This window comes from Ruegeria sp. CL5 (assembly GCF_056536485.1).
In genome coordinates this window covers 173,237-186,453 of record NZ_JBQFPS010000006.1, presented here as the reverse complement: position 1 = coordinate 186,453, position 13,217 = coordinate 173,237, and the positions used below count along the sequence as shown (strand labels likewise).

Here is a 13,217-nt window from a genome sequence, read left to right as displayed (position 1 = left end):
TGGGAATGGAATTAGTTGTTGTGCAAGCGCTACAATGCCGCATGGTTGTACACGTATTCTATGGTTCCTAGTGTTTCGCCAGACAAAATTCATCAAGGAGCATTGGATGCAAGAGCCAGTTATTGAATGCCCAAATTGCGGCACTGAAATTAAGCTCACCGAGTCTCTAGCTGGTCCGTTGCTGGCGGCTACTCGGTCAGAGTATGAAGGGAAGCTCCAGGAGCAAAAACAGAAATTTCAGACTCGCGAGCAGGCGCTTCACGCGAAGGAGAATGAACTCCAGCTGGCGAGAGAAAATCTGGATCATCAACTTCAAGAGCGAATTAAAGAACAAAGAGCGTTGATCGCAGAAGAAGAGAAGCGAAAGGCCCAGGTGGCTCTAAAATCTGAGTTCGACGCCAAAGCTAATGAAGTGAAGGAGTTGGAAGAATTTTTGAAATCCAGCAACGAAAAGCTTGCTGAAGCTCAGAAGGTGCAGGCAGATGTGCTAAAGAAAGAGCGACATCTGGAAGAACAGAAACGTGAATTGGATTTGACTGTCGAGAAGCGTGTTCAGCAATCGATTTCTGAAGTCCGGGAGAAAACAAAGGCTGAGATAGAAGGTGAGTTAAAGCTCAAGGTATCTGAAAAAGAAGAACAGATACAATCAATGCAGAGGCAAATCGAGGAATTGCGACGCAAGGCTGAGCAAGGTTCTCAGCAATTGCAAGGTGAGGCAATGGAGCTAGAGCTTGAACAAGAACTTGCAGCAAAATTTCCTCATGATGAGATTGAACCTGTGCCAAAAGGAGAGTTTGGCGGAGACGTCTTGCAAACCGTGGTTGCTCCAAACGGCATAAAAACAGGTTCAATTCTCTGGGAGTCAAAGAGAACAAAGAACTGGAGCGATGGCTGGTTAGCGAAACTTCGAGGAGATCAACGTGCCGCAAAAGCGGAGATTTCTGTTCTGGTGTCACGTGCTCTTCCTAAGGATATCGAGACTTTCGGGCAAATGGATGGAGTCTGGGTTTGTTCTCCACGATTTAGCACTGGTCTTGCGATTGCTCTCAGGCAGACACTGGTTGAGGTAGCCTTGAGCCGACAAGCCAAAGAGGGTCAGGAAACCAAAATGGAGCTTGTCTATGATTATTTGACTGGGCCTCGATTTAGACATCGCGTCGAAGCAATCGTTGAAAAATTCTCAGATATGCAAGCCGACTTGGATCGAGAGAGAAAAGCAATGACGCGCCTTTGGTCAAAGCGCGAGACGCAAATTCAAAGTGTAATTGAAAGCACTGTCGGCATGTATGGCGATCTGCAAGGAATAGCCGGGCGCGCAATACAAGAGATCGATGGGTTGGAGTTGCCGTTACTTGAGGCAGAAGACGAATAGAAGAAGCAGGAAATATTTGTGACTAATTTTCATGACCCAATTCGGCATCTAAAATACCTCAGGCAATCTCTTTCGCAAGATAACGAGGCGATTGGATTCTTCCTGTCAGCAGGCTGTCCTCTAGCAGTGAACATGCCGGACGGCCAATGGCCGCTTATACCTGATGTTGCCGCCTTAACGAGTAAGGTTTCAAGCGCTCTGACCGGGAACGCAAAATACAACCAGCTTTTGGAAGAGTTGAAGAAGGCTGGCAAAAATCCAGAAAACGTTGAAGATATTCTAAGTTTCCTGCGGGGATTACTTTCAGTAGCCAAAGGTGGAGATGTACGGGGTTTCATCGAGGAGGACCTAATCTCGTTAGAGCAGGCAATCTGTGAGCAGATTGTCTCCGTTCTAAATGTACCGCTTCCCAATGACGAAACACCATATCATCAGTTGTGTAGTTGGGTCAGGTCTATTGATCGAAAAGTCCCAATTGAAGTATTCACCACAAACTACGATCTTCTTATGGAACAAGCTCTAGAAGACTATGAGGTGCCGTACTTCGACGGTTTTGTAGGTGCAAAGAAGTCTTTCTTCGACCTTAGAGCTGTGGAAGACGATATGATCCCGGCCCACTGGACTCGGCTCTGGAAAATCCATGGTTCGATCAACTGGCACCAAGAAAACAACAACGATCAAAAAAGAGTATTTCGTTCGTCCTCTGTCAAAGACTCTGATTCCCACCTCATTTATCCGTCTCACCTAAAATACGAGGAGAGCAGGAAAATGCCTTACCTCGCTCTCATCGACCAACTTAATAAGTTCATACGTCGAAAATCATCGTTCTTGGTGCTTTCGGGTTATTCCTTCAACGATGGCCATTTAAACGATGCGATCTTGAATGCGCTAAAGGCAAACCCAACTGGAATGGTATTGGCTTTGCAGTTCGGAAACTACGAGTTTGCAGAAAGTGAAGATGGTTCTGGCGAAAGATATCCCAACGCATATCAGTTAGCCAAAAAGCAGCACAATCTGAATGTATGGACATTCGATAAAGCTATTATCGGTACGAGTTTAGGACAATGGCATGCCTCAAAGCCAGCAGATGATGCCGACAGGGAATTGAGGGCGTTCCTGCACAACGTCCAAGTTGAGGAGAGTGCTGGAGCCACAATGCCGTCTGTTAAGTTGGGTGATTTCGCTGAACTGACCAGGTTCCTAAAACATTTGATTGGTAGCGGTTTGGGTGACGAGCATGCAGGCTGACGAAAGTTACTTGGGAGACGTGCAAGACGTAAGCGGGACCACTGTCAGCCTCGCCATGTCGTCGAAGTCCCTGACAGGCTTTGTGTACATCGACGGCCAAGGTTATCGAGCGGGACAAGTGGGGAGCTTCGTACGCATACCAATTGGATTTGACAACTTGTTTGGAATTGTTAGCCAGGTCGGCGCGAGTGCCGTTCCAGTATCAAAAACAAATGAGCTGGACATAAATAGTCGATGGATGACTGTACAGTTGATCGGCGAAGGACCTAAGAATGGCACATTCCAAAGAGGCTTGTCTCAGTATCCAACAATTGGTGACCCGGTTCATCTTGTTTCTGAGAAAGAGCTTAAAGGGATATATGGTCAACCTGACAAGCCTTACTTCGTAAAGCTGGGACATGTATCAAACGCTGAGTCGATACCAGCACTGGTCGATGTAAACAAATTGATCACAAGACATTCGGCGGTGGTTGGCACCACAGGCTCGGGCAAATCCACAACCGTGGCTAGCTTAATGAATGCTTTGTCTGATCGGCAGAATTATCCCTCTGCTCGCATCATCATGCTCGATCTGCATGGCGAGTATGGGCGGGCTTTGGATGACAAAGCCAATTTGTTCAAAATCTCACCATCTAATCCTACTCAAAAGGATTCTCAGAAACTGTTGGTGCCTTATTGGGCGCTGAGCTTTGATGAATTGTGCAAAGTTGCATTTGGCGATTTCAATAGTGAGAAAGATCGCAATCTTGTCATGGAGCGGGTGCACAAGTACAAGCTTGCGTCACTTCAAAAGACCCCTCGAAAAGGGGTGTCTAAAGATACGCTTAGCGTGGATTCCCCTATTCCGTTCAGTCTTCATGATCTTTGGTATGAGCTTTTTGTCGAGACGTTTGCAACTTATTATCGTGAACGCGCAGGCGATCCGAAAGACAACCTCGCTTATGCAACAGACGCAGGTGGTAACGAACTGAAAGGAGATGCCTTCAAAGGAATTCCTCCCCAGTTCAAGAACATTGTTACGGCTGCTGGTGAAGAAAAAATCAACTACTTGCCGGGCGCATTGAACATAGGAAAGCAAGTGCAACTACTCGGCACCAAGTTGCGGATTCCCAAGTATGACTATATTTTCCGCCCCGGTGAATTCCTCGCGAATAGCGAAGGAGAAACCGAAGCTGATCTAGATCAGCTACTGAGGAGTTGGATCGGAAGTACAAATCCGATCTCAATATTAGACCTTTCAGGGGTGCCATCCGATACTTTACGCACGACCATTGGAGTGCTTTTGCGGTTAATTTACGACGCGGTGTTCTGGTCAAGAGATTTGTCGCAAGGGGGGCGGTTCAGACCTCTTTTGATAGTAATGGAAGAGGCGCACATTTATTTGAACCAACAATCAGAGTCGGCCGCCTCGCAGATTGTCAAAAGAATTGTCAAAGAAGGTCGGAAGTACGGCATCGGTGCGATGATCGTCAGTCAGAGACCTGCTGAGATCGACCCGACCGTACTGTCTCAATGCGGAACATTTTTTGCCTTACGTCTCGCGAACGCAACAGATCGCTCGCAAGTTTCTTCAGCGATGTCTGATAACCTTGACGGTCTGACGGGAATGCTGCCGATCTTGCGTACCGGCGAAGCAATTATTTTGGGGGAAAGCGTTAAGTTGCCCATGCGTACCACAATAGAACCCCCACCACCGAACAAGCGTCCCGACAGCCAGGACCCAATCGTATTTGACGAGGTTTCTCTTGATGAGACCCAACACCCTGGAGGTTGGGGTATTCCGATGGAGAATGAACCAAACTACAAAGAGATGGTTGAGGCTTGGCGTGCGCAAAACCCAAAAATTGATAGGTTGATTAAGGAATAAACTATGGAAATGGTTCCCGTTGACTCAAGCAACGTACGTGCAGTCGGATATGATGACGTTTCAAACACACTTCAAGTGGAGTTTCTGAACGGGTCGCTCTACCAGTACTTCGATGTGCCGAGGCAGGTTTTTGAGGGTTTGATCGCAGCAGCATCTGTTGGAAGTTATCTGCATCAGAATGTGAAGGGTGTGTATCGTTACTCGCGGGTATAGGCGCAGATTGCAAATTTTCTTTTCGTTGAAGTTCTGCTCTCCATTAAAGTTGCGCCGACTTTGCACCCGCAGCGAACTTCCGTTGGCCTTCCTAGGTCGCGCGCAGACATGTCCGGCTTGAGCTGCGAGCAGATAATCAATCTCATCACAGAGAAAGGTCCGCTTCATGTGGAAACTTGATAAAACTGGGTGATCTGGCTTCGCTGCTGTCTGAGGCCGCCTAGTGCTCGCCTGCTCCATCCGAAAAGAACACCACTGAAATGCGTTGTCCAATTGCGGGTTCGTGGTCGCGTGATACCTGCTCAGCTTCTTCGATGACCCGGACCATCTTTTCATGGATCTCAGCGGACGCCTGATGATCGCTTTCGAGCTTTTCCAAGATAACCTGAAGCGCGATGTAACCCTTGGGAAGATCCTCATAGGCGAAGCTGTCACGTACTTCGTGTTTCGCTTGTTCCCAGAAGGGATCAAGCTCACGGCTCCACGCCTCGCACACCATTTCCACGGCAAGCAGTGACAGATGGCCAAACCACTCTTGATCACTGAGTTCTACACCACCTTTGCGTCCCATGAACTCGGCGCAAGCTTTCATGAGGCTCTCAACGCGAGCGGGGCGCAAGTCCCATTCGGTCAGCTTGCCGATCTGCTCTGAAATCGTCTCTAGCGCTTCGGAGAGATCTTCCAGAGACATGTGGGCGTGTTCCATGCCCAGGCTTCTGGTCCGTTCGTATGCAGTCTCCAGAGATTGGACGCAGGCCAGCTGGTCGCGTTCCAATATCAGGCCTGGCGCAGTATCCTTTAGAAGCAGCAGGCGTGGCGGAAAGAAGCTATTGCTCTTGCTAAGTCCTTTGAGATGTAGCGCCGTGAATTTCTCACGGGCCGATAAGAGCGCCAACTCGGCGCCCCAGGTGCCCTGGATCTTGGCCTTGTCGATGAGTTTGTAGCGGTCTTCTGGGATTGTTTGCTTGGTGCGTTCCAGCACGTCGTGAAAGTTATTGTCGCGAAGCAGCCGTGGGGATCGCAGATATTTTACAACACTATTGAGGATCAGTTCTGCGTCTTCGGTGCTTTCTTCTAAAACGGCGTCGATTAGCGCCTCCCCAGCCAAAGTTTTATAGTTCTCTATGCGCTGGGCGATTTTTTCGTCAGATGCAAACTGACCTACTGGCACATCAACAAGGTGGTAATTGACGACCCCGAACTCACTATCGATCCTGTCGATCCTACCCAGACCTTGGATGAGCTCTTTCAGGTTCGAGGTCAGACCAAGCAACACCAGCGTGTCTGACGACTGAAGGTTGATGCCTTCAGCCATCTTGTAAGTCAGAAAAACCGATGCAGATCCTTTTGGTTCGTTCTTTCCTCCAGGTCGGAAGTAAGACTCCACGGACTTGCCCTGTTTGATACGCTTGAAACTGTCGGGGCCATCTCCAAAGATCGCCTTCACGGCGCGATCTTCACCCTTGGTTTGGTTTCCCACGACATAGTTGGTGTGGTGGCCTCTGCGCGACAGCGCTTCTGCAAAAATCTCGAGTGTGTCCGTCCGTTCCGCGAGAAAGACGACCCTGTCTTTTTCGTTTTGTATTCTCAGGCACGCCTCATACCGCTTCTCATCAAGCTCCTTGAGAACACTGAGACTCAGTTTTTGGTTTAGAGCGTCGCATTTCTTTGTGGGTTCAGGCGCTTCTATTCCCAGTGCCGCGAACATGTCGGACTGGTCGCGGTGGGATACCTTTTTCTTCGATTTTCCACCACGCTCGAACTCGCGAAGCGATTTGCCAATAGCTCCATGAGACATCTCCCAATGGGCTTGGGCAGCACTCACGCGCAGAATGTTCAAAAGGTTTCGGATGTAGAGCTGATCCTGCGTGCTTTGTTGCGTGCTGACGTGCCCGAACCGGCTTTTCTCGACTGCGGTCACCCTACCGCCAGGCGCAAGCTCTTTGCAGAGAGCCACAATCTCATCCAGGCGCGTTTGCTGAGGCTTTGTCACCTTAAGTTTCTTCGGGCGCCCGTGGTTTTCAAGTTTCGGGTAACTGTGCTTCTTGGGATCTTCGTCCTCGCCGATGCATCGCCTTTGTCTGCGTGTCAAAAACGGCGAAACAAGTTGAGCGAGTTCGGTGCGAGCCTCTCGCGTGAGCGTCGTTTCAGGTTCTGACAGAACGGCCAGTTGTGCATCCTGGTTGAAGATATCCTTGGGAACGTGGGTTTCGCGCTCGAACAACTCACCCATGGCCTGAATGAAGGTTGGGGTCATGAAAATGGATGCCCGCTTCTCCTGCATATGGGTCAACCAGTCGACATCCCGGTTCCCGAGCAGCGTTGCCGATAGACAGACATTCCAGCTTGGCGGGGCAAGTTCGATGGCTGAGGCCATTTGAGATGCTTGTTCAAAGCCCGGAGTAACTGTGTGGCTTTCATCGATTATCAGAATGCCAAACTGATCGAGCCTGAGCCCAGATTTTTCTTCATCGCCAGCGCCACGGAGGTGTTGTTTGGCAAGTTTGCTGTTTGCGACAGGTTGGAGCGAGTTTGTCGAGTACTTGCGCCAACTGGGAATAACTTTGGGCGGGGCAATTACAGCTGCATTTTTTCGCGCAACGCCATGGACGGGGGAGCGGGGAACGACTTCTGAGAATGTTTCTGACAATGCTTCAGCCAGGTGACAGCCGATTTCTGTCTTTCCCGAACCGGTTGGCGCTTCTACGAAGGCGATGCCATGGTCATAGACGATGGAACACGCCTCATAGGTCAGCTCCTGTTGATACCCAAACAGCGTATGGCTCGTGATCTCTTTTCGGGCTCCGGTGAGCCAGGGTTCAAACCCCTTTTGTTCCGAGATAGTTCGCGCCATCGCGTCTTCAGCGGTCACCGGTTTGATAAGCTTTTCGAGTATCTCCAGCGCTTCGGTATTCCAATCGACAGACACATCCCAAGCCTGCTCAGCGGCTTCTGTGCGTTCGACCTGAAGTTCATGAGTGCCCGCATCCAGGTCATCGGCATACTCGATGTTTCTGTAGAGCCCTGAGTAGGAAAAGTTTGCGGACCCGGCGACGGCACCTTTTGGTGAGCTGACGATTTTTGAGTGTAGCCGCCGATCCCCAGATATCCCCAACTTGCGTTTGGCGAGCTCCGGATCGAAGACACGCAGATCAATTTTCCCGGTTTTGATGGCGTGTTTTGCCAGCACTGCGATGAGATCGTGATCCTCCTCCACTTGAAGCCCGGAGCGCTCCAGCCAGTAGAGTTTCATTTCTTCGGTGACTGGTTTGGGGTTGGTCAGCCTTTTGGTATTCGCTGTGTCGATCCCGAACGATATCCGGATCCGGATATCGCTGTCGTTTTCGGGATCCCTCAGCTCAGGCAATTCCTTCATCAAAATCGACAGCGAAGACAAGAAGTCCTGATACCCGGTGACAATCAGACAATCCCCGGAGGTGATATGGGGTCGATAAAGATTGATGACCGGCCGGTCGATATTGGTGCCGACCTTCGCAACTGGTTCGGCATCAAGCTCGCTTGCGGGCTTTTGTTTTGCTTCGGTGAGCTGCTTTGGCTTGGAACGCAGCCAATCAGGGAGTGAAAACAATGAACAAGACTTGGTTTTAGGACGCTTAGTCTAATAGTGATACTGCGGGCATCGTCCTTCAAGATATCACCGGAAGAAACATTCGTTTTCCTGAAACTGTCGGAAATTCGCACCGGTTTTACGTGGGCGATGACCAGGTTCTCGAACACAACATGAGCCGTCAGCCTGCTAGGCAACCTTACTGGTGACAGAGGGTATTTTGAGTTAGAGGCCTGGCGGCATGCCAGGCCCTCACTAATCAAGGCCCGGCGCTAGAGACCTTGAAGTGGGTTTTCACCACACGCAGCAAGTGCTCAAAGTCACCTTGGACGGCGTCCTCAAGGAAGCCCTGAATTCTGGCTTGTTCTGCTCCGGCACTTTCGGCTGCGGACTGGCAGCGCGCCAGCACTTCAAAAGCGTTTGCGTTTGTCCTGGGCAGGTCAATGGTTGCAAGTTTTTTCATGTCAAATCCTCATGTAGAATACCGTGCAACCATCGCAGGTCGAAATTAATCTCACGTATAAGAATTGCTGACTTTGGCCTCATCCAACGAACTTCTCCAGATTTGACATAAGCCGCGATAATAGGCTCAGCGGTAAATGATCCCTATTAAAAGCGGCATACGCTCAGTATGCAGCAAATGACGGTATTGAGCCCACATAGACCGATGCTGCGCGAAGCCCCAATGACATCAATGCGCAGAAAGCGGACTTTGCAAAGTTCAACGAACGACCCAAAACGTGGTAGGCCTGTTACGTTGCGAACCACCGAAAAGAACCCCTTAGCAGACTCTAGAAGAGTCATTGCAATAGTGTGCTTACTGCCCACTACGCCGACATTTGCTACATTCTTTTTTTTGCAAGGCTGGCCCTACTTAAATTCACAGTTTGCGCGGTGGAAGGGGCGGTCAACTCCTCTTGTCCGATACCCGCTGAAATGGGTGACATGGAGTGGTAATGTAAGGTGGATTTCCTCACTGAATGTGTGCGAATAGATGGGTCATGCTCAAAAATGCCAAACCGATTCAGAAAGAGAAATTTCACGATCAGGTCTATGATCAATTGTGCACTCTTTTGCGCGAAGGTGAATTTACACCTGGTCAGGCGGTGCATGTCGCTCGGGTCGCCGAAGCGTTTGGCGTGAGCGCCATGCCTGTTCGCGAGGCGCTCACGCGTCTCCAGGCGATTGGAGTGGTGGCAAATGTATCGGGGCGTTCGCTGGGCGTTCCCAGCCTCGGTTATGACGAACTGACCGACCTGCGCGATGTGCGCCTGGAAGTTGAAACGTTGGCTGTCAAATGGGCGCTGGCCAATCGTGACGATGCGTTTTTGACCGAGCTCGAGGTACTGCTGAAGCAGTTGGAGGCAGCTGAGCAATCCGACGATGTACAGGGATATATCAAGGCCAACTACGAGTTTCATCTAAGGATATATCAACAGTCGCACTCTCCGGTTTTGATCGACATCATCAACACGCTTTGGTTACGGGTCAGCCCGCATCTGTATCAACTGGAGCGAAAAAATCAGTACAAAGTGTCCAACAATCATCACCGGAAAATTGTGCAAGCCATTCGCGACGGCGACGAACCAACCGCCACGCAGGAACTGTTTCTCGACATTTCGGATGCTTATGACGTGCTGGTGAAAACTTTGTTTGATGATGGCACGCCTGCCTGAAGCATGCAGCAAGAACGCGTTGTCGATTTTGCAGAGTGTCGAATGTCCAAGATGCACATCGTGATAGGCGATGTTCAGGAATTTCATTTTCGGCCTCGATTCTTAGAATCGTAGTGTTAGGTGAGGTCCCCAAGTCAGCCTAAACCTAGCCAACCAATTGGAATCATGCGCAACAACGGGCAATTATTATTAAGTTGATTTTTGATCAATAATCAAAATATCATGCACCAGCCTTACGAACTGGCCGCTATGGATGTTCGTGTCGGGCATAGTTACGGGAGGAATACAGTGAAATATTCGAAAATTGCCGCGAGCCTTGTTGCCGGCTCCATGGCTTATGGCGCGACTTCGGCATCCGCAGATATTCTGGACGTCCACATGAGCATTCCAAAGGATCTGACGTTCCTGGCGGACAGTGCTAAGATCATGGATGAAACCTTGCGCAACATGAGCGACGGCGATGTTGGTCTGCAACTCTATGGATCGGGTGAACTGGTTCCCGCAGGTGAGATTCTTGATAACGTTAGCTCCGGGGCGATCCCGGCGGGATGGAGCTTCCTTGGTCAATGGGGCGGCAAAATCCCAGTGGCTCAGATCGGGGCAACCCCCTTTGGGGCCGGACCAGATGCGTTGGCGGCTTGGCTGCATGTGGGCGGTGGTCTCGAAATCGTTCAGCGCGGGTTTGACGATCTGAACATTAAGGTACTGGCCTGCCACATCACCGCGCCCGAACCGGGCGGCTGGTTCAACAAAGAGATCAATTCAGTCGAAGATTTTAATGGTCTGAAGATGCGCATGGGTGGCGTTGGTGCACGTGTTCTCAACGAATTTGGCGCATCAGCTCAGTTCATGCCCGCAGGCGAAATCTATCTTGCGTTGGAACGTGGCCGCATCGACGCGACCGAATTTTCCTTGCCAATTATCGACAAGGATTTTGGCTTCAACCAGATCGCAAAATATCAATACTATCCGGGATGGCACCAGCCGGGCAGCGTTGATGTGCTGATGATCAATATGGATGTCTGGAATGGCATGAGCGCGGCTGAACAGGCGATGTATGAAGCGGCCTGTCAGGTCAGTATGGCCTGGACGTTGCAATATGCCCCTGCGGCCCAAACGCCGCAGATCGAAGTGTTCGAGGGGGGTGGCACCATTGTCAAATCCTTCCCAGACGAAGTTCTTGCGGAACTGCGGATTGCTACAGAACGTGTGCTAAGTGCCGAAGCCGAGAAAGATGCGCTTTATGGCGAGGCCTACCACTCGATGAAGGACTTCGTGGCGTCGTCGGGACGCTGGACCGGCCTGCAAACTCTCCCCGCCGAGTAAGCCAAAATGGCACACGATATGGACGCTCCACCGAGTGATCCAAATCGTGGTATCGGCCCTGTCCATACGGTTCTTCGCGGGATCGTATGGATAGGTCGGGCCGCGGCTTGGCTCATTATTCCCATCCTCATTCTGGTTCTTATTGGCGTGACGCTGTCAGCAGCCAAGTTCGGTACAATCCTTCGGTGGGAAAATGACATTTTCCTGTTTGGGTCCAAGCTGACACTTTCTAGTATCGGCGATTTGCAATGGCACCTCTTTGGAATCATGCTGATGCTCACAATGGCCGGAGCAATCGTCAGCGACCGTCACGTGCGCGTCGATTTCCTACGTCAGCATTTTAGTAAAAAAACGAAGGACATCATTGAGGTGATAGGCCATCTGGCTCTGTTGATGCCTCTTTGCGTCATCGTAGTTTTCCACGGTTATGACTTTACATTGCGTTCATTCAACATGGGTGAAGGTTCGGATTATGACGGTATGTATGATCGGTTTTTTTTGAAGGCGTTTCTTCCCATCGGCTTTGGTTTGATGCTGATTGCCGGTCTCGGCCTGACTATCCAAAAACTCAAAAGTCTGTTCGGGACGGGGGATTCCCATGATTGAACACATCATTCCCCTATCCATGGTCATTTGTTTGCTTTTGGGAATTTTCAGTGGCTATCCGGTTGCCTTTGTTCTCGGCGGCATCGGAATTCTGTTTTCTTTTATCGGCGGTTTGCCATTTGCATTCCTCAAAATTGGCGTCTCGCGCATCTACGCAGGCGTTATTGAAAACTGGCTTTTGCTTGCGGTGCCCCTGTTCGTCTTCATGGGTGCGATGCTCGACAAATCCGGTTTAGCTCAAAACCTTCTCTATTCGCTTGAGCGCGCATTGGGTCGGAGACGAGGCGGGTTGGCCATTTCCGTCGCCTTATTGGGCATCATCATGGCGGCCAGCACTGGCATCGTTGGTGCTTCGGTGGTCATGCTGAGCACACTGGCTCTGCCCATTATGCTGCGCGAGAAATACAAGCCGGAGCTGGCTGTTGGCACCATTGCGGCCTCGGGCACTCTGGGAATTCTGATTCCGCCTTCGATCATGCTGGTTCTGGTGGGCGATATTCTTCAGATTTCCGTTGGCGAGCTGTTCCTGGGGGCCGTAGTTCCTGGCCTGCTGTTGGGTGGCCTGTACATCGGCTATATTGTATTCGTTGCGTTGACGAAGCCAACCGATGCCCCTGTATCAACACAGGTTCCAGCCGAAGGATCCCTAGCACTGGCGCTGCTGCGCGACTTGTTTGCACCGCTTGTTCTTATCCTGACTGTTCTTGGGTCGATTGCCACGGGTACGGCCACCCCGACCGAAGCCGCAGGTCTAGGCGCGATTTGTGCGATGATCCTCGCGGCCATCAATCGCAAACTGACCTTTAAAACCCTGTCCGGCTGCGTCCGAGAAACAGGCAATACTTCTGCGATGATACTAGGCGTATTAGTTGGCGCCACGATCTTTGGCATGGTCTTCAAGGGCCTCAAGGGTGACAAGATGATCGAGAACGCAATCCTGTTCTTCGATCTTGGTGCTTACGGCACACTGGGCATCCTGCTTCTGCTGATCTTCATCATGGGGTTCTTCCTGGAATGGGTCGAGATCAGCTTTATCGTCCTTCCACTATTTGCGCCTATCGTAGCGGGATTGGACTTTGGGTTAGGGATATCCCGTGAACAACAACTTTTGTGGTTCGCCATGCTTGTGGCGGTCAATCTGCAAACCAGTTTCCTGACGCCACCCTTCGGCTATTCACTATTCTACGTCAAAGGCGTCGCCCCACCCGAAATCTCTATCCGCATCATCTATCGCGGCATCATCCCTTTTGTAGCGCTGCAACTGGCAGGTCTTGCCCTTCTGATCATTTGGCCAAGCCTTGTGCTCTGGGTCCCGGATGCGGTCTTCGGCAAGTAGAGGCG

The 13,217-nt window shown here is 50.6% G+C and carries 10 protein-coding genes; 8 read left to right on the top strand and 2 right to left on the bottom strand.

Annotation, left to right across the window (positions count from 1 at the left end):
- Window positions 1-106 precede the first annotated feature (106 nt).
- From ACR0IU_RS12405 to ACR0IU_RS12390, 4 genes are read left to right on the top strand one after another with little or no spacing between them, the layout of a single operon-like run.
- Window positions 107-1,372 (top strand): DUF2130 domain-containing protein, encoded by a 1,266-nt coding sequence (locus ACR0IU_RS12405; RefSeq protein WP_480688817.1) that lies wholly within the window; start codon window positions 107-109, stop codon window positions 1,370-1,372.
- An 18-nt stretch (window positions 1,373-1,390) separates the two neighbouring features.
- Complete coding sequence (locus tag ACR0IU_RS12400) at window positions 1,391-2,620, top strand: SIR2 family NAD-dependent protein deacylase (RefSeq protein ID WP_480688819.1); 1,230 nt, start codon at window positions 1,391-1,393, stop codon at window positions 2,618-2,620.
- On the top strand, window positions 2,610-4,487 hold the full coding sequence (locus ACR0IU_RS12395; RefSeq protein ID WP_480688821.1) for an ATP-binding protein: 1,878 nt from the start codon (window positions 2,610-2,612) through the stop codon (window positions 4,485-4,487). The genes ACR0IU_RS12400 and ACR0IU_RS12395 overlap by 11 nt, the downstream gene beginning before the upstream one ends.
- Window positions 4,488-4,490: 3 nt before the next feature.
- Window positions 4,491-4,700 carry a KTSC domain-containing protein gene (locus tag ACR0IU_RS12390; protein ID WP_480688823.1) on the top strand — a complete coding sequence of 70 codons (210 nt, stop codon included), beginning with the start codon at window positions 4,491-4,493 and terminating at the stop codon, window positions 4,698-4,700.
- Window positions 4,701-4,920: 220 nt separating this feature from the next.
- Here ACR0IU_RS12390 and ACR0IU_RS12385 read toward each other — a convergent pair whose 3' ends face one another.
- The gene (locus tag ACR0IU_RS12385) at window positions 4,921-8,289 is read right to left on the bottom strand and encodes a DEAD/DEAH box helicase family protein (RefSeq protein ID WP_480688825.1); all 3,369 of its coding nucleotides are present in this window, start codon (window positions 8,287-8,289) and stop codon (window positions 4,921-4,923) included.
- 238 nt (window positions 8,290-8,527) lie between these two features.
- Window positions 8,528-8,731 (bottom strand): hypothetical protein, encoded by a 204-nt coding sequence (locus ACR0IU_RS12380; RefSeq protein WP_480688827.1) that lies wholly within the window; start codon window positions 8,729-8,731, stop codon window positions 8,528-8,530.
- 538 nt (window positions 8,732-9,269) lie between these two features.
- Here ACR0IU_RS12380 and ACR0IU_RS12375 point away from each other — a divergent pair.
- The 4 genes from ACR0IU_RS12375 (at window position 9,270) to ACR0IU_RS12360 (ending at window position 13,212) form a co-directional block, all read left to right on the top strand.
- Window positions 9,270-9,944: a GntR family transcriptional regulator gene (locus ACR0IU_RS12375; protein WP_480688829.1), complete on the top strand. Its 675-nt coding sequence runs from the start codon at window positions 9,270-9,272 to the stop codon at window positions 9,942-9,944.
- A 288-nt stretch (window positions 9,945-10,232) separates the two neighbouring features.
- Complete coding sequence (locus ACR0IU_RS12370; RefSeq protein WP_170515330.1) at window positions 10,233-11,270, top strand: TRAP transporter substrate-binding protein; 1,038 nt, start codon at window positions 10,233-10,235, stop codon at window positions 11,268-11,270.
- A 6-nt stretch (window positions 11,271-11,276) separates the two neighbouring features.
- Entirely contained in the window at window positions 11,277-11,876 is a 600-nt protein-coding gene (locus ACR0IU_RS12365; protein WP_480688831.1) for a TRAP transporter small permease subunit, read from the top strand.
- Window positions 11,869-13,212: a TRAP transporter large permease subunit gene (locus ACR0IU_RS12360; RefSeq protein ID WP_170515324.1), complete on the top strand. Its 1,344-nt coding sequence runs from the start codon at window positions 11,869-11,871 to the stop codon at window positions 13,210-13,212. The genes ACR0IU_RS12365 and ACR0IU_RS12360 overlap by 8 nt, the downstream gene beginning before the upstream one ends.
- Window positions 13,213-13,217: the final 5 nt, after the last annotated feature.